Source organism: Microbacterium sp. MMO-20 (assembly GCF_037147735.1).
Lineage (GTDB): Bacteria > Actinomycetota > Actinomycetes > Actinomycetales > Microbacteriaceae > Microbacterium.
Map to the genome: position 1 here is coordinate 357,388 of NZ_JBBCUU010000002.1, position 16,385 is coordinate 373,772.

Sequence of the window (16,385 nt, forward strand, 5' to 3'; positions counted from 1 at the left end):
ACGAGGAGCCTAACGGCAAACGCAAAGCGGCCCGCGGTAACGTCGCTTGCTGTGACCGTCATCGCCTTCATCATCGGGGTCCTGCTGCTGGTCGTCGGCCTCGCGGTCTCCATCGGTCTGCACGAGATCGGGCACCTCGTCCCGGCAAAGCTCTTCGGCGTCCGTGTCGGGAAATACATGATCGGGTTCGGGCCCACGCTGTGGTCGCGCCGTATCGGCGAAACGGAGTACGGGATCAAGGCGCTCCCGCTCGGCGGCTACATCTCGATGGCAGGCATGTATCCGCGCTCTCCCGACGCCGGGGACGCGGCGACGGCGAGGGAACGCACGCCCGGACGTTTCTTCTCCGCGATGGTCCAGGATGCGCGCGCCGCGAACGACGAGACCCTGGGCGGGAGCGACGACGGGACCTTCTCCGCCCTGCCGGTCTACAAACGCATCGTCATCATGCTCGGCGGGCCGATCATGAACTTCGTGCTCGCGATCGTGCTCTTCGGCATCGTCTTCAGCGGAATCGGCCTACAGACCGCGACGACGACGATCGCCTCGGTCAACGAGTGCGTGCTGCCCGCCGGTTCCACCCAGACGACGTGCGGCGCGGACGATCCGCGCTCGCCGGCGGCGGCGGCGGGGATCCTTCCCGGTGACCAGATCGTGTCCGTCGACGGCACCGCGGTATCGACGTTCGCCGAGGCATCCGCCATCATTCAGGCCTCGCCGAACCGGACCCTCTCCGTCGTCGTCGAACGCGCGGGGGAGCGCCAGACGCTGCAGGTGACTCCGATGCTCGCGGAACGCCAGGTGCAGGCAGAGGACGGCACGGTCACGACCGCAGAGGTCGGGTTCGTCGGAATGACGGCGACCGTCGAGTACGTTCCGCAGCCCATCTGGGACGGGCCACAGGCCGCGCTCGCGCAGACCGGTCAGGTGTTCGGGATCATCTGGCAGCTTCCCGTCCGCGTCTGGGACACCGCGGTCGACCTCGTCACCGGTCAGCAGCGCGACCCGAACAGCCCGCTGTCGGTCGTCGGCGCCGGGCGGCTCGCGGGGGAGGTCGCCGCGACCGACACACCGATACTCAACCGGGTGTCGAGCCTTCTCGGCATCCTCGGGGCGCTGAACATCGCGCTGTTCGTCTTCAACCTGATCCCGCTGCTGCCCCTCGACGGCGGTCACGTCGTCGTCGCGCTGTGGGACGGTCTCAAGCGAGCATGGGCGAAACTCTTCCGACGCCCGCCGCCGCGGCCCGTCGACGCGACGGGGCTCGTGCCCGTGACCTTCGTCGTCGTGATCGCGCTCGCCGTGATGGGCGGCGTGCTGATCCTCGCCGACATCGTCAATCCGGTGCAGCTGCTGGGCTGAGCCGCTCCGGCTCCCGTCAGGATGCGGTCGGCGCGAACGCGTGCAGGATGAGACGCTCGAGCGTCTCCAGTCCGTCGCGGGACAGGATCGACTCGAGGTGCCCCTGCACCGAGGCGTAGGCGGGTCCGCGCAGTGCATAGACGTCGCCGGATGCCGGGTCGGCGGCGATCTCGGTGTCGCCGAGCTGTGTCGTCCCGGGCGACACGCGCGCCGTGAACGTGTTGTAGAACCCGATCGAGGCGGGCTGCCCGAACACGTCGACGCTCTTCTGCAGACCCTGGTGGGGTGAGGCGAGAGGCGCGAGCGCGACGCCGAGCGCGTCCGCGAGGATCTGGTGGCTGAGGCACACCGCCAGCAGTGGTCGGCCGGACGTCAGCCGACGCGCGACGACGTCTCGCATGCGTGCGATGCGCGGGTTCGCATCGTCGCGGGGATCGCCGGGCCCGGGGCCCGCCACGACGACGTCGGCGGCGTCGATCGCGGCATCCTGCACGACGTCCCACGGGGCGATCTCGACCGCGAAACCGAGGTGGCGCAGCTGATGCGCGAGCATCGTGGTGAAGCGGTCCTCGGCGTCCACCACGAGCGCCGTGCGCCCGGCGCCCGGCGCGAGGGCGACGTCATCGTCAGCGCGCGTGTTCTGCGGGTTGAGCCAGAACGGCGCGAGCCGTTCGTTTCGAGCAGCCAGCAGGGTCGCCACTGCGGGATCGTCGGCGAGCGACGCCTTCGGGAGCGCCGGCGCATCCTCGTCGAGCGCCGCCCGCTCGGCAGCCTCGTCACGGGCGATCGCCCCGATCGCGCCAAGGACGCCCGCCGCCTTGCCGTGGGTCTCGCCCACTTCGCCGTCGGGGTCGGAGTGCCGCACCAGCGTCGCGCCGACCGGCACGCGCAGGCGACCGTCCTCGAGGTATGCCGTGCGGATGAGGATCGGTGCATCGAGGTCGTGCGTATCGCCCGCAGCGGGGGTGAACAGTGCCGCGACGCCGGAGTAATAGCCGCGCGGCGTCTTCTCGTGCCGTCGGATGACGGTGCAGGCGTTCTGCATCGGCGACCCGGTGACCGTGGGCGCGAACATCGTCTCACGCAGGATGTCGCGAGGGTCCATCATGCTGTGGCCGCGCAACATGTACTCGGTGTGCGTGAGGCGAGACATCTCTTTGAGGTGCGGCCCGGTGATCCGGCCGCCGTCGCTGCAGACGGCGCTCATCATCTTGAGCTCCTCGTCGACGACCATGAAGAGCTCCTCGGTCTCCTTCGTCGACGAGAGGAACTCGGTGAGGCTCGCGGCCGTCGCGCCGCCGGCGGGGTGGCGGAAGGTGCCCGAGATGGGGTTCATCGTGACGACCCCTGCCTGCGCGCTCACGTGCGCCTCGGGGCTCGCGCCGACCGTGAGGTGGCCCGGCGTCGAGACGAGGAAGGTCCAGTAGGCGCCGCGTTCATGCTCGAGGAGAGCGCGGAACCACGTGAGCCCCGCGGTCAGCGCGTCACCATCGACGGATGCCGTGTAGTCGCGCCGGATCACGAAGTTCGCGCCCTCGCCACGGCCGATCTCGTCGGCGATGACGGTCCGCACGATGTCGGCGTAGTCGGCATCGGTGATGTCGAACTCGGCATCGTCGAGCGGGATCGGAGCGTCCGGGAGTGCCGCGATCGCGGCATCCCGCGCGAGGCGCTCGTGCGTGTCGATCACGAGGCAGCGCAGCGGAGCCTCGTCATCGTGGCAGGCGAAGCCGCGCTCGACGATCTGGCGGTACGGCACGAGGGCGAGGACTTCGCGCGGGTTACCGCTCGCGTCGTGCAGTGGGATGTCGGCGAGGAGGGCGACGTCGGTGACATCTCCGGTCAGAACCTCGACGGTCTCGCCGTCACGGGCCAGGAGGGCGAAGGGGCGACCGGAGGAGATCGCGTCGTCGAGGGCGTCGGGCATGCCGGGCCTTTCTGTCGTTCAGGCGGGCTGCCTCATCGCGAAACGAGAAGACCGCCCGGTAGAGTGCGGGGCGGTCTGTGTCAGGGTTGCGAGCACACCGCCTCAGCGGGTGGGCCACCAGGAGGTGCTCGCGAACATGCCGTCACGATATCAGAACCGTGGAGCCCCCACCTTCCCCGCGGCATCCTCAGCCTTCGCGCCCCCGGTGCGGCGTAGGCTGATCTCGTGCCAGCAGTGAACCTCGGGATGCCCCGCGTGCCGGAAGTCCTCGCCCCCCGCCGCAAGACCCGTCAGATCAAGGTCGGTTCGGTCGGAGTCGGCAGCGACTCGCCCGTGAGCGTCCAGTCGATGACGACGACACCCACGCACAACATCAACGCGACGCTGCAGCAGATCGCCGAGCTCACGGCGTCTGGCTGCGAGATCGTCCGCGTCGCCGTGCCCCGGCCCGAAGACGCCGATGTGCTCCACATCATCGCGAAGAAGAGCCAGATCCCGGTCATCGCCGACATCCACTTCCAGCCGAAGTACATCTATCAGGCGATCGACGCCGGGTGCGGCGCCGTGCGCGTGAACCCCGGCAACATCCGCGAGTTCGACGGCAACGTCGGCGCCATCGCGAAGGCGGCGAAGGATGCCGGCGTGTCCCTCCGCATCGGTGTGAACGCCGGATCCCTCGACAAGCGCCTGCTCGAGAAGTACGGCAAGGCGACGCCGGAGGCGCTCGTCGAGAGCGCCGTCTGGGAGGCCTCCCTCTTCGAGGAGCACGACTTCCACGACTTCAAGATCTCGGTCAAGCACAACGACCCCGTCGTCATGGTGAAGGCGTATCGCCTCCTCGCCGAACGCGGCGACTGGCCGCTCCACCTCGGAGTCACCGAGGCGGGGCCGGCCTTCCAGGGCACGATCAAGAGCGCGACCGCGTTCGGCATCCTGCTGTCGGAGGGCATCGGCGACACGATCCGCGTCTCGCTCTCCGCGCCGCCCGCCGAAGAGGTCAAGGTCGGGCACCAGATCCTGCAGTCGCTGAACCTGCGCGAGCGCAAGCTCGAGATCGTCTCGTGCCCGTCGTGCGGGCGCGCGCAGGTCGATGTCTACACGCTCGCCGACAACGTGACCGAGGGCCTCAAGGACATGACCGTGCCGCTGCGCGTCGCCGTCATGGGGTGCGTCGTGAACGGCCCCGGTGAAGCCCGCGAGGCAGACCTCGGCGTGGCATCCGGCAACGGCAAAGGTCAGATCTTCGTGAAGGGCGAGGTCATCAAGACCGTGCCCGAGGCCGAGATCGTCGCGACGCTCATCGAAGAGGCAAACCGCCTCGCCGCCGAGATGGGCCCCGACGCGCCGCTCGGCACCGCGCAGGTCGTCACGGCCTGACGCGGCCTCCGAGGCGGACCCTACTCCGCGCGATCACGCCGACGGGTCCCACAGGGAGTGGTACGCGTTGATCGCGGGCTGCCCGCCGAGGTGCGCGTAGAGGACTGTGGAATCTTTCGAGATGTCGCCGGAGCGCACGAGATCGATGAGTCCCGCGAGCGACTTGCCTTCGTACACGGGGTCGGTGATCATCGCCTCCAGCTGAGCGCCGAGCGCCATCGCCTCCATCGTCGAGTCCACCGGGATGCCGTAGAGCTCGCCCGCCCAGCCCTCGAGCACCTGGATCTCGTCGTCGCGCAGATCGCGTCCGAGCTCGATGAGCTCGGACGTGTGCCGGGCGATGCGGGCCACCTGGTCTCGGGTCTTCTCGAGAGTGGCCGACGCGTCGATTCCGAGGACCCGACGCTTGATGCCGGTGAGCTCCTCGAGCGCCGCGAAACCGGCGATCATGCCGGCATGGGTCGATCCCGTGACGGTGCACACGACGATCGTGTCGAAGAAGACGCCCAGTTGCTTCTCCTGCTCGGCCAGCTCGAACGCCCAGTTCGCGAAGCCGAGTCCGCCGAGGCGGTGCTCGCTCGCCCCGGCCGGGATCGGGTACGGGGTACCGCCCGCCGCTTCGACCTCTTCCAGAGCCTGCTTCCACGAGTCGCGGATGCCGATGTCGAATCCGGCGTCGTCGAGGCGCGAGTCGGCGCCCATCATGCGCGAGAGCAGGATGTTGCCGACCTTGTCATTCGTGGGGTCATCCCACGGCACCCACTTCTCCTGCACGAGGCGGGCCTTGAGGCCGAGGTGGGCGGCGACGGCGGCGACCTGGCGCGTGTGGTTGGACTGGTATCCGCCGATCGAGACGATCGTGTCGGCGCCCGATGCGAGGACGTCCGGGACGATGTACTCGAGCTTTCGCACCTTGTTGCCCCCGAAGGCGAGACCGCTGTTGACGTCTTCGCGCTTGGCCCAGATGCGCGCTCCGCCGAGGTGGTCGGAGAGGCGGTCGAGCCGCTGCAGCGGGCTCGGGCCGAACGTCAGCGGGTAGCGGGCGAACTCGTGCAGTTTCATGGAAGGTCCTGTTCGGAGAGGGCGGAGGGGGGTGCGGGGGTGGGGCTCGCGGACGGCAGGGTCTGCCAGATCTCGGCAGCCAGCGCGGCGGCGCCTTCGGTGTCGCCGTCGGCGCACAGGTCGATGAGACGCTCATGCCGCTCGGCCGATGCGGCGCCTTCGTGCGAGGCGAAGCGCAGCCTCTCCGCGCGCTGAAGAACCGGTTCGTACTGCGCCAGCACACCGGCTGCCGCGGTGTTGCCCGATCGCGCGACGGGTACCGCGTGGAAGCGGGCGTCGGCATCCATCGCTCCGTCGAGGTCGCCGCGCCGCTGTGCGGCGGCGAAGTCCGCGTTCGCAGCGCGCATCTCGTCGAGATCGGATGCCGTCAGGTGCGGTACCGCCAGCCGGACGGCAAGGGCGTGCATTGCGGCCACCACGGCCTGCGCGTCGCGGACGGCTGCCGGGTCGATCGGTGCGACGACCGTGGAGCGGCCGGGGACGGCGCGGACGAGTCCTGCCCGCGCGAGTTCGAGCAGCGCCTCGCGAACGGGCGTGCGGCTGACGCCGAGGCGCGCGGCGAGGTCTCCGTCGCGAAGCTGCTCGCCGGGGGCAAGGGTGCCGTCGACGATGGCGTTCTTCAGCTGCGCGTGGACGTCCTCGCGCAGCAGATTGCGCGGGAGCGGGTTTGGAGGCAGGGGCACAGTATGCAATATATCGCACGCTTATCCGGTTGGCTGAACAACGAGAAGGGCCCCGCCGCAGCGGGGCCCTTCTGTGATGTGTAAGGCGCGGGGTGCGCGTCAGAACTGGTTCATCGTGTTGTGCGCGCCGCCGGCCTTCAGGGCGGCATCCCCGGCGAAGTACTCCTTGTGGTTGTCGCCGATGTCGCTGCCGGCCATGTTCTGGTGCTTCACGGTCGCAATCCCCTCGCGGATCTCGCGGCGCTGCACGCCCTTGACGTAAGCCAGCATGCCCTCGTCGCCGAAGTAGCCCTTCGCCAGGTCGTCCGTCGACAGGGCGGCCGTGTGATAGGTCGGCAGGGTGATGAGGTGGTGGAAGATGCCCGCACGGGCCGAGCCGTCCTTCTGGAACGAGCGGATCTTCTCGTCGGCGAGGCGGGCGAGCTCGGTGTCGTCGTACGACACGTTCATGAGGTCTGCGCGGTCGTAGGCGGAGACGTCCGCGCCCTGCTCCACGAGGGCGTCGTACGCCTGCTGGCGGAAGTTCAGCGTCCAGTTGAACGACGGGCTGTTGTTGTAGACGAGCTTCGCGTTCGGGATCACCTTGCGGATCTCGTCGACCATCGCGGCGATCTGCGCGACGTGCGGCTTCTCGGTCTCGATCCAGAGGAGGTCGGCGCCGTTCTGCAGCGACGTGATGCAGTCGAGCACGCAGCGGGCCTCGCCCGTACCGGAGCGGAACTGGTAGAGGTTCGACGCTAGGCGCTTGGGTCGCAGGAGCTTGCCCTCGCGGCGGATCACGACGTCGCCGTCGCTCAGCGCGTCGGCCGAGATCTCCTCGACGTCGAGGAAGGCGTTGTACTGGTCGCCGAGGTCGCCCGGCGTCTGCGAGACGGCGATCTTCTGCGTGAGGCCGGCACCCAGCGAGTCGGTGCGGGCGACGATCACGCCGTTGTCGATGCCGAGCTCGAGAAAGGCGTACCGCACGGCGTTGATCTTCGCGAGGAAGTCCTCGTGCGGCACGGTGACCTTGCCGTCCTGGTGGCCGCACTGCTTCTCGTCCGAGACCTGATTCTCGATCTGGATGGCGCACGCGCCCGCCTCGATCATCTTCTTGGCGAGCAGGTAGGTCGCCTCGGGGTTGCCGAAGCCGGCGTCGATGTCGGCGATGATCGGAACGACGTGGGTCTCGTGGTTGTCGATCTGCGACTGGATGAACTCCACGGCGGTCTCATCGCCCGCGGCGCGCGCGTCATCGAGCTTCGTGAAGAGCAGGTCGAGCTCGCGCGTGTCGGCCTGGCGGAGGAAGGTGTACAGCTCGGCGATGAGGGCCGGAACCGCTGTCTTCTCGTGCATCGACTGGTCGGGGAGCGGGCCGAACTCGCTCCGCAGGGCCGCGACCATCCAGCCGGAGAGGTACAGGTAGCGTTTGTTCGTCGACTTCAAGTGCTTCTTGATCGAGATCAGCTTCTGCTGCCCGATGAAGCCGTGCCATACGCCGAGCGACTGCGTGTAGACCGACGAGTCGGCGTCGTACTCGGCCATGTCGCGACGCATGATGTCGGCGGTGTACTGAGCGATCTCGAGGCCCGTCTTGAACCGGTTCTGGAGGCGCATGCGGGCGACGTACTCGGGGTTGATGGCGTCCCAGGCCGGTCCGTTCTGTTCCTTCAGAGCCGTGATCGCCTCGATGGCGTCGGTGTAGGCAGTCATTGTCTGTCCTTCGTCGTGGTCGTCCGCTCTCGCGTCTGCGGTGAAGCGGTGGGCGTTGACACCACTGTGCGCCAAGAACCGATGCTCTTCCGACGATCCGGCGTGTGAAGTTCAGTGAACTTTCTGTTCTGAGGAAGACTCTGCCGCGATTGGCGCGAAAGCGACGGTGCCGTCGGCGATGGATGCCGCGACCAGCCGAAGCCGCACGGTGCTCCCCGGCGCGGCATCCGCACCGGGCACCTTCGCCTCCACCGGCGGATCGGCGATCTGCACGCGCGCACCGTCTCCGCGCTGGGCGAGCACCACACCGGTGAAGACCTCGCCCTCGCGGCCCCGCAGCAGGGCCGCTTCGACGCGATCGAGCGCGCCGGCATCCAGCTGCGCGGCCTTCTGGGACGAGCGGGACATGAGGGCGGGAAGCTCCGGCAGCGACGAGCGCGCCCAGTCCGGCACCTCCCGACCGTTCGCGAGCGCTTCGCAGACGATGAGCGCCCAGCGGTCGACGAGGCGCCGGAGCGGCGCCGTCGCATGCGCGTACGGGGCGCCGATCGCCGCCTGCGCGCGTTCGACGGGCACCTCGCCGTCGAACGCGACGTAGCCGGCGCCGCGGAACAGACCGGCGGCGTACTCCTTGACGGCCCGCGCCGCGGGGGAGCGGTCGAGACCGCGCAGATAGTCGCCGTAGGCGACGTCCGCGTGCCACGGGATGCCGAGGGCGACCGTCTGCGCGCGGAAGGCGGCGACGTCATCGGGGTCGGCGGGCGGCATCGTGCGGAGGATCCCCACGCCGCCGGCGATCATGATGTCGGCCGCGGCCATGCCGGTGAGAAGTGACACGTGCGCGTTCCAGTCCTCCAGCGGAACGCCGTAGCTGCGCTCGATCGTGTAGCCGTCACCCTCGGCAGTGCTGACCGCCAGGATTCGGGCCTCGGGGATGTTGAGACTCGCCCCGCCGCGTTCGCGTTCTCGCGACGCGCGCTCGGCGCCGAACCATGGCATGGCGAGGAGACTCCCCGGCGCGTCGCCGGCCTCGATCGCGCGCTGCGCGTCGTCGTATGACCACTGTGCGCGCGAGCGCACGATCGCCCGCGTCACTGTCACCCGCGTGGGCCGTGCGCCATCGTCGAGCTCGAACCGCCAGACGAATGCACGCCGGTCGACACCGGGCAGAAGCGATGCCGCACCCTCACTGAGAACCGGCGGATGCAGGGGAATTCGCGTGTCGGGGGCATACATCGTCTGACCGCGACGCCGCGTCTCGGCATCCAACGGTCCGCCCGGCGAGACGTACGCGGGCACGTCGGCGATCGCGTAATGCAGGACGGCACCCGTCGCGGTGCGTTCGAGATGCAGCGCCTGATCGAGGTCGGTGGAACCGGCCGGGTCGATCGTGAGGAAGTCGATGTCGCGCAGATCGGGGAGCGCAGCGGCGCCCGGATCGACGGGGATGTCACGCGCGGCGGCGTCCGCTTCGGCCTGCGCGTCCGCGGGGTAGGCGTCGGGAAGATCGAGTGATCTCCGCAGCTCGATGAGCGAGGCGGCGAGTGCGCCGCGCGCCGGCGTAGGAACGATGCGAGGGCGACGGTGCGACACGGGGTCAGTGTAGGTCGCACCCGCCACGGCCCGTCGCTGTCCGCGCACATCGCGGGCACAGATTCGGCCCGTTAGCATTCTGCGGTGAGCGTTACGAGGTCGAAGTCCGCGTCCGTCCCGGTGGCACTGGCCTCGCTGATCCTCCTCACCGGCATTCTCGCCGGGTGCACAGGCGCCGCAGAGGCAGATCCCGCGTCGCCGTCGGCCACTCCCACGGCCTCGCCCACCCCGTCGCCGTCCGGAACGCCTGCGCCGCTCACGCCCACGTCTCCCGTCGCCGGCGGCTGCGCGGCGCTCGGGGCCGCTCCGGCCGTCACAGCGGCCGCGGGTGAGATCCAGCGCGCCACGACGCTCGACGAGATGTGGCACATCGGGATCGACACGGCGGGGGGCCTGGCGTGCTCGCTGCTCACGCCGCGCCTGGCGGTGGATGTCTACGTCCTGCCCGCCGCGACCGTCGTGGGCGACGTCGCGACCCTCGCAGGGAGCGCGGCGTGCGATCGCGGCACGGGGTCCATGGAGTGCCACGCGTCGGCTCCGGGAGCGGGGCAGACAGTGCTCGCCGCGGCATCCTTCCCGACCTCTGTCGACGACCCGTCCGCGCTCGCCGAGCTGACCGCCATCGCCACCGCCGTCGCACAATCGGCGACCGAGGGGCAGCCCGCCAAGTCGCGTCCGACGACCTGGAGCAATCCGCTCGACTGCACCGCGATCGCCGAGACGATCGGCGTGACGTCGCTGCTCGGATCGGACGAGGCGCGCACGGCGCTCGCTCCGCCCGCGGCATCCTCGGTCGACACCCGGCTTTCGATCGCGTCGTCGACGATCGCGCGGTGCGACTGGGCACGCACGCCGACGCAGGACGGCGACCGCGGCTCCGACTTCAGCGTCATTGCCGTGCCGAACGGCGCCTGGGCGTGGAAGACCCTCGCCGCGAGCATCCCCGACTCGGTCGACGCCACGGTCGGCGGTCACCCGGCGCGGGTGACGTCGAAGGGCGAGGTGTATCTCTCCGACGGCGTGAACATCCTTCACCTGCAGGGCCAGCGCCTCGCGGGGGTGAGCGTCGTCGACACCGCACTGGGCGTCCTGTCCGTCATCGCCGGAAAGGACGCCGCGGCGCGCGGCTAAGCTTGACCCTCGTGGTCACCCGTCTGTCGAACTTCTTCCTCCGCACGCTCCGCGAAGACCCGGCTCAGGCCGAGGTCGCGAGCCACAAGCTGCTGATCCGCGCCGGGTACATCCGGCCGCAGGCGGCGGGGATCTTCGCGTGGCTGCCGCTGGGCCTGCGCGTCAAGGCGCGGATCGAGAAGGTCGTGCGTGAGGAGATGGCCGCCGCCGGTGCGCAGGAGGTTCACTTCCCCGCGCTGATGCCGCGGGAGGCATACGAGGCCACGGGGCGCTGGGAGGAGTACGGCGATCTGCTGTTCCGCCTCCAAGACCGCAAGACCGGCGACTACCTGCTCGCCCCCACGCACGAAGAGGCTTTCACGCTCCTCGTGAAGGACCTGTACTCCTCGTACAAGGACCTGCCGGTCACGCTTTACCAGATCCAGGACAAGTACCGCGACGAGGCTCGTCCCCGCGCGGGGCTTCTGCGCGGCCGCGAATTCACGATGAAGGACGCGTACTCCTTCGACGCCTCCGACGCGGGGCTCGATGCTTCGTACCAAGCGCAGCGCGATGCCTACGAGCGCATCTTCCAGCGTCTCGGTCTCGAATACGTCATCGTCCAGGCAGACGCCGGGGCGATGGGCGGCTCGAAGTCGGAGGAGTTCCTGCACCCGACCCCCGTCGGCGAGGACACCTTCGTGCGTTCGGCGGGCGGGTATGCCGCGAACGTCGAGGCGTACTCGACTCCCGTCCCCGACGCGGTGCCCTTCGACGACGCGGTGCAGCCCGTGATCTTCGATTCCCCGAACACCCCCACGATCGCGACGCTCGTGACGCACACGAACGCCGTGCTCGACACGTCGGCGGGGGAGTACACGGCCGCCGACACTCTGAAGAACGTCGTCCTGGCGCTGACGCATCTCGACGGGACGCGCGAGCTCGTGATCGTCGGCATCCCTGGCGATCGCGACGTCGATGACAAGCGCGCTGAGGTCGCGTTCGCTCCCGCCGACGTCCAGCCCGCCACCGCCGACGACTTCGAGAAGAACCCGCTGCTCGTCAAGGGGTACATCGGACCGTGGTCCCCGGAGGGCGCGATCCTCGGGGAGGAGTCGGCGACCGGCATCCGCTATCTTCTCGACCCGCGCGTCGTGGACGGCACCGCGTGGATCACCGGCGCCAACATCGACCAGAAGCACGTGCACTCGCTCGTCGCCGGGCGCGACTTCTTCGGCGACGGGGTCGTCGAGATCGCGACCGTCCGCGAGGGCGACCCGGCGCCCGACGGCTCGGGCCCCGTGACCCTCGCGCGCGGCATGGAGATCGGCCACGTCTTCCAGCTCGGACGCAAGTACGCCGAGGCCCTCGGGCTCAAGGTGCTCGATGAGAACGGCAAGCTCGTCACGGTCACGATGGGGTCGTACGGAATCGGTGTGACGCGGATCCTCGCGATCATCGCGGAGCTCAACAACGACGAGAAGGGCCTCATCTGGCCGGCATCGGTCGCCCCGTTCGATGTGCAGGTCGTGGCGACGGGCCGTGACGAGGCCGCGTTCGCGCTGTCGGCGTCGCTGTCGGACGAGCTGGATGCTGCCGGCTTCGACGTGCTGTACGACGACCGTCCGAAGGTGTCGCCCGGCGTGAAGTTCGGCGACGCCGAGCTCGTGGGCGTGCCGCAGATCGTGATCGTCGGTCGCGGCGCTGCCGACGGCGAGGTCGAACTCTGGGATCGCCGCTCGGGCGAGCGCGAGGTCGTGCCGGCATCCGAGGTCGTGGAGCGGCTCCGCGCGCGCTGACGCCGGAATGCCCGCTGTTCCGTCCGGCTCGCAACGCGCCCGCGGGCCTAGGCTGGGGGCATGCACATCGAGCCGGTGTTCACGACCGTCGCTGTCGTGTTCGAGGTGATCGGCGCGTTCGCGATGTGCGTCGGGTTCGTTGTCGCCGTCGTCCTCGGCGTCCGATCGCTGCGGCGCGGCGATGGCGGGCAGGCGGCCTTCCAGACGCTCCGCACCACGCTCGGCGCGGCGATCCTGCTGGGGCTCGAGGTGCTCGTCGCGGCCGATCTCATCCGAACGATCACCTCCAAACCGTCGCTCGAAGATGCCGTGATCCTCGGCCTCATCGTGCTGATACGGACGGTACTGTCGATGTCGATCCAGATCGAGATCGACGGGGTCCTGCCGTGGCGGCGGGCGCTCCTGACGAGCGGCGGTCAGGTGCTCGGAGAGCAGATCGCGCGCGACCGCGCGGCGTCCCGCGACGCGCGCTGAGGTCGAATCCCTCGTCGTGCGGGTGGGCGCCGACTTCAGCAGCTGATCTTGTCGTGATTCATGATGTCGTCGTCGGGCGTGTCCTTCGACACGAGCGCCTTCAGCATGCCCGCAGCCATCGCGATCTTGCCCTTGGACGGCTCCCAGAACTCGGTCACCTTCGGCGTCACCTTGAGCAGGACGATCCCGGGCGTCTCGAGCCCGTCCTCGAACCAGACATCCAGCGAGGGGGAGTAGAGCTCGGCCATCTTCCCCTTGTCGTGGACGATCGAGGCCGTCCCGGCCACCGAGACGTAGCGCATGCCCTTCGCGTCGCAGTACGACAGTCCCACATCGCGATGCGTGCGGGCCTCGTCGACCTTCTCCGTGTCCTCCGATGTGAAGAACCAGATGTCGCCCGCGGCATCCATCTCCCTCGTCGACATCGGACGGCTCACGAGGTGCCCGTCGTCGTCCTCGGTCGTGAGCATCGTGAAGTCGATGTCCTCGACGAGTTCCTTGACACGGGCGAGGGCTTCGGGTCCGGTGATCTCGGTCATGCGTCGACACTCTCAGCCCAGGACCGTCGCGGGCACGGGATTGACAAGCGGCGATCCGCGCGTGCACGCGCTGTTCACCCGAGCGTGACAGGGTGGGCGTATGACCCCGAGCTCCACCCCGGTCCCTTCCGACGTCACCGCTGACCTGCGTCGCATCCTCGAGGATGCCGGTATCGAGACCGACCGTGATCTGGTCGCGCGCATCCTCGCGACCGGTGTGGGCCTCGGCCTCGACGACACCGACCGGCTCGACCTCAAGATCACCTCCGCGGCGCTCAGCGAGATGCGCGCGGCCTTCGGACTGTTCGCACCGTACCGGGGCGTGCCGAAGGTCACGATCTTCGGATCCGCTCGCACACGACCCGACGACGAGTTGTACCGTGCGGCGTCGGCGGCGGCCCGGGCGCTCGCCGAACGCGGCTGGATGGTCGTGACCGGCGCCGGCCCCGGCATCATGCAGGCAGCGGCGGAGGGCGCCGGGCCGGAGCACTCGCTCGGCGTGAGCATCCGGCTGCCCTTCGAGGAGAAGCCGAACGCGGTCATCGCGAAGAACTCGCGTTCGGTCGCGATGAAGTACTTCTTCACACGGAAACTTATGCTCGTGAAGGAGTCTCGCGCGTTCATCTGCGTGCCCGGCGGGTTCGGAACGCTCGACGAGATGTTCGAGCTGCTCACCCTGCAGCAGACGGGAAAAGCCGATCCGACGCCGATCGTGCTCCTGGACCGCCCTGGCGGCACCTTCTGGGCCGGCTTGATACGCTTCGCGACCGAGCAGCTCATCCCGACCGGCGTGATCTCGCCGGACGACCTCGATCGCGTGCTCGTGACCGACTCGGTGGATGCCGCCGTCGCCGAGATCACGGGGTTCTACCGGAACTACGACTCGCTCCGCTGGGTCAAGGGGAGGCTCGTGCTGCGTCTGCGGCACGAGCCGACCGCGTCCGAGATCGCCGAGCTCAACGAGCGCTTCGGCGACCTCGTCCTCCCCGGCGACGACGGCTCCGGGCGCATCACGACGACCGCGCCCCTCCCCGCCGAGCGCCGCGACGGCGACCGACTCGACCTCCCGCGGATCATGCTGCAGATGAATCAATTCCGTGTGGGTGGGCTGCACCGCCTCATCCGAGCCCTGAACGCGCTGGCATCGGCGCAGACGGCGCCCGTCTCGGCGCCGTCCGCCTGATCGGTGGCCGACGCGCGTCAGAGACGTGCGTAGCGCGCGCGGAAGAAGAGGAACACTCCGTACGCGACGAACCCCACGCCGACGGCGGCGACGATCACGGGCCCCAGGGTGACGGCGTGCAAGGCATCGAAGGCGGCATCCAGGCCACCCGCCTGCGACGGGTCGGCGGTCACCGCGGCGATCACGAGCAGCACCCCCACGATCGTCAGGGCCACTCCCTTTGCCAGGTAGCCCACCACACCGAGACCTTTCACGAACGGTCCGAGACCGTCGCGGGGGATCGTCTTCTTCTTCTCGAAGGATCGCAGCATGCCCATCACCCCGAACGCGACCCCGCCGCCCGCCACGCCGAGGCCCACGGCGCCGAGGAGAACCGGTCCACCCGGCAACGACAGGACGCCGCGGCTCGCCGCCTTGGCGGTTTCGTTCCCGTTCAGGTGCGCGCCGAGTGCCGCCGACGCTGCGACCGCTCCCAGGGCGCCGAAGATCACCCCTTGGCCCAGTTCCGACAACCGTCGCCCCCACGCCTTCGCGCTCCCCTTCGCGCCGGGCCCGCTCCTCAGCACAACTCCCTCGACGAGGTGGTACAGGGCGAGGGCTCCGAGGACGACCGCGATGACCCAGAGGGCGAGAAGGCCGAGCGGTGCGCCCGCGATCGCCCTCAGGGCACCGGACTGGTCGGCCTCACCCGATCCGCCGAACGCGAGCGAAAGCACGAGAAGGCCGATCAGCACGTGGACGACCCCGCTCGCGGCGTACCCTCCGCGCGCGAGCGCGCGCACCAACGGACTCGCCTGCACGTCGCGCGCCGCTTGCCGCGCGGCATCCGTCATCATCACGACTCGGGATCCTCATTGCCGTCCACCGTGCGGATCCAAGGGCGACCGAGAGGAACGACCCGGCGAGCCATCGTGCGCCAAAAGAACTTCTCGATGAGCATGTATGTCGCCAGCGCCGAGGCGCCGACGAGGAACCAGGCGCCGACGATCCCGAACGCCGGCAGGCCGGCGAAGGCGCCGATCGCTTCGAGCCCCAATCCCACGCCGACGCACAGGAGCGTCGAGGGCAGCACGGAGTTGTGTGTCGCGCCGGCGACGGCGAAGCCGAAGGCGAGCAGCGAGAAGATGAGCATGAACAACGGCTTCGCCGGCCCCGAGACCTCGAAAAAGCCCAGCTGGCCGCCCAGCAGGAACCCGGGCATGCAGATCCAGTACCACCCGAAGGCGTTGTAGACGAGGAAATGGAAGTCATCGCCGATGAAGTAGGACAGCATGCCCGCGGTCACCTGGACGATCCCGCCGAACGCGGCACCGACCCAGAACACCGCGCTCTCGTCCTGCACGCCCAGGTGCGCGAGCTGTGCCGTGAGGGTCGCGATGACGAAGCCGAGGAGTCCGATGAGTCCGGGGTCGGCCGTCCGCGGGCGCGGCCGGGCGACGTGCTGCGTGTCCATCGCCTCAGTATCGCGGGGGCAGAGGGGGTCGCACCACCGGTGGGGCCGTGCGGCGTCCCTTTCCGGGCCATCCGGTATCCTCGAAGGATGCTGCGTGCGCGAGCGCCGCGGTGAGAGCTGAATAGGGGAGG

14 protein-coding genes are annotated in these 16,385 nt (G+C 69.3%); 6 read left to right on the forward strand and 8 right to left on the reverse strand.

The window, feature by feature from the left end:
* Positions 1 to 51: 51 nt before the first annotated feature.
* The gene (locus tag WFI52_RS05295; protein ID WP_336625770.1) at positions 52 to 1,362 is read left to right on the forward strand and encodes a M50 family metallopeptidase; all 1,311 of its coding nucleotides are present in this window, start codon (positions 52 to 54) and stop codon (positions 1,360 to 1,362) included.
* A 16-nt stretch (positions 1,363 to 1,378) separates the two neighbouring features.
* Here WFI52_RS05295 and WFI52_RS05300 read toward each other — a convergent pair whose 3' ends face one another.
* Complete coding sequence (locus tag WFI52_RS05300) at positions 1,379 to 3,289, reverse strand: anthranilate synthase family protein (RefSeq protein WP_336625769.1); 1,911 nt, start codon at positions 3,287 to 3,289, stop codon at positions 1,379 to 1,381.
* Between the two features lie 225 nt (positions 3,290 to 3,514).
* On the opposite strand from WFI52_RS05300, the gene ispG reads away from it, so the two are divergent.
* Positions 3,515 to 4,666, forward strand: coding sequence for a flavodoxin-dependent (E)-4-hydroxy-3-methylbut-2-enyl-diphosphate synthase (gene ispG / locus WFI52_RS05305; protein WP_336625768.1), 1,152 nt, complete (start codon positions 3,515 to 3,517; stop codon positions 4,664 to 4,666).
* 33 nt (positions 4,667 to 4,699) lie between these two features.
* Here ispG and WFI52_RS05310 read toward each other — a convergent pair whose 3' ends face one another.
* The 4 genes from WFI52_RS05310 to WFI52_RS05325 form a co-directional block, all read right to left on the reverse strand.
* Positions 4,700 to 5,728, reverse strand: a complete 1,029-nt coding sequence (locus WFI52_RS05310; protein WP_336625767.1) for a 1-aminocyclopropane-1-carboxylate deaminase — start codon at positions 5,726 to 5,728, stop codon at positions 4,700 to 4,702.
* On the reverse strand, positions 5,725 to 6,411 hold the full coding sequence (locus WFI52_RS05315) for a GntR family transcriptional regulator (protein WP_336625766.1): 687 nt from the start codon (positions 6,409 to 6,411) through the stop codon (positions 5,725 to 5,727). The genes WFI52_RS05310 and WFI52_RS05315 overlap by 4 nt, the downstream gene beginning before the upstream one ends.
* Before the next feature lie 99 nt (positions 6,412 to 6,510).
* The gene (locus tag WFI52_RS05320; protein ID WP_336625765.1) at positions 6,511 to 8,103 is read right to left on the reverse strand and encodes an isocitrate lyase; all 1,593 of its coding nucleotides are present in this window, start codon (positions 8,101 to 8,103) and stop codon (positions 6,511 to 6,513) included.
* 111 nt (positions 8,104 to 8,214) lie between these two features.
* Positions 8,215 to 9,696, reverse strand: coding sequence for an RNB domain-containing ribonuclease (locus WFI52_RS05325; RefSeq protein ID WP_336625764.1), 1,482 nt, complete (start codon positions 9,694 to 9,696; stop codon positions 8,215 to 8,217).
* Positions 9,697 to 9,780: 84 nt separating this feature from the next.
* Here WFI52_RS05325 and WFI52_RS05330 point away from each other — a divergent pair, with 84 nt between their 5' ends.
* Genes WFI52_RS05330 through WFI52_RS05340 form a run of 3 tightly spaced genes read left to right on the forward strand, consistent with a single transcriptional unit; the run spans position 9,781 to position 13,079 of the window.
* A complete protein-coding gene (locus tag WFI52_RS05330) occupies positions 9,781 to 10,827 on the forward strand; it encodes a hypothetical protein (RefSeq protein WP_336625763.1) in 1,047 nt (348 codons plus the stop codon).
* Positions 10,828 to 10,838: 11 nt separating this feature from the next.
* Complete coding sequence (locus WFI52_RS05335) at positions 10,839 to 12,605, forward strand: proline--tRNA ligase (RefSeq protein WP_336625762.1); 1,767 nt, start codon at positions 10,839 to 10,841, stop codon at positions 12,603 to 12,605.
* Between the two features lie 60 nt (positions 12,606 to 12,665).
* Positions 12,666 to 13,079 (forward strand): DUF1622 domain-containing protein, encoded by a 414-nt coding sequence (locus WFI52_RS05340; RefSeq protein WP_336625761.1) that lies wholly within the window; start codon positions 12,666 to 12,668, stop codon positions 13,077 to 13,079.
* 35 nt (positions 13,080 to 13,114) lie between these two features.
* On the opposite strand, the gene WFI52_RS05345 is transcribed toward WFI52_RS05340, so the two are convergent.
* Positions 13,115 to 13,618 (reverse strand): pyridoxamine 5'-phosphate oxidase family protein, encoded by a 504-nt coding sequence (locus tag WFI52_RS05345; protein ID WP_336625760.1) that lies wholly within the window; start codon positions 13,616 to 13,618, stop codon positions 13,115 to 13,117.
* A gap of 100 nt (positions 13,619 to 13,718) precedes the next feature.
* Here WFI52_RS05345 and WFI52_RS05350 point away from each other — a divergent pair, with 100 nt between their 5' ends.
* Positions 13,719 to 14,801, forward strand: coding sequence for a TIGR00730 family Rossman fold protein (locus WFI52_RS05350; protein WP_336625759.1), 1,083 nt, complete (start codon positions 13,719 to 13,721; stop codon positions 14,799 to 14,801).
* Between the two features lie 17 nt (positions 14,802 to 14,818).
* On the opposite strand, the gene WFI52_RS05355 is transcribed toward WFI52_RS05350, so the two are convergent.
* Together WFI52_RS05355 and WFI52_RS05360 are read right to left on the reverse strand one after the other, a co-directional pair.
* Positions 14,819 to 15,637 carry a DUF1206 domain-containing protein gene (locus WFI52_RS05355; RefSeq protein WP_336626080.1) on the reverse strand — a complete coding sequence of 273 codons (819 nt, stop codon included), beginning with the start codon at positions 15,635 to 15,637 and terminating at the stop codon, positions 14,819 to 14,821.
* On the reverse strand, positions 15,637 to 16,254 hold the full coding sequence (locus WFI52_RS05360; RefSeq protein ID WP_336625758.1) for an acetate uptake transporter family protein: 618 nt from the start codon (positions 16,252 to 16,254) through the stop codon (positions 15,637 to 15,639). The genes WFI52_RS05355 and WFI52_RS05360 overlap by 1 nt, the downstream gene beginning before the upstream one ends.
* Between the last annotated feature and the right edge of the window lie 131 nt (positions 16,255 to 16,385).

Excerpts from the sequence above, each read along its gene's own strand:
- WFI52_RS05320 (WP_336625765.1), bottom strand. The coding sequence starts at position 8,103 with ATGACTGCCTACACCGACGCCATCGAGGCGATCACGGCTCTGAAGGAA.
- WFI52_RS05355 (WP_336626080.1), bottom strand. The coding sequence starts at position 15,637 with ATGATGACGGATGCCGCGCGGCAAGCGGCGCGCGACGTGCAGGCGAGT.
- WFI52_RS05345 (WP_336625760.1), bottom strand. The coding sequence starts at position 13,618 with ATGACCGAGATCACCGGACCCGAAGCCCTCGCCCGTGTCAAGGAACTC.
- WFI52_RS05340 (WP_336625761.1), top strand. The coding sequence starts at position 12,666 with ATGCACATCGAGCCGGTGTTCACGACCGTCGCTGTCGTGTTCGAGGTG.
- WFI52_RS05300 (WP_336625769.1), bottom strand. The coding sequence starts at position 3,289 with ATGCCCGACGCCCTCGACGACGCGATCTCCTCCGGTCGCCCCTTCGCC.
- WFI52_RS05310 (WP_336625767.1), bottom strand. The coding sequence starts at position 5,728 with ATGAAACTGCACGAGTTCGCCCGCTACCCGCTGACGTTCGGCCCGAGC.
- WFI52_RS05360 (WP_336625758.1), bottom strand. The coding sequence starts at position 16,254 with ATGGACACGCAGCACGTCGCCCGGCCGCGCCCGCGGACGGCCGACCCC.
- WFI52_RS05350 (WP_336625759.1), top strand. The coding sequence starts at position 13,719 with ATGACCCCGAGCTCCACCCCGGTCCCTTCCGACGTCACCGCTGACCTG.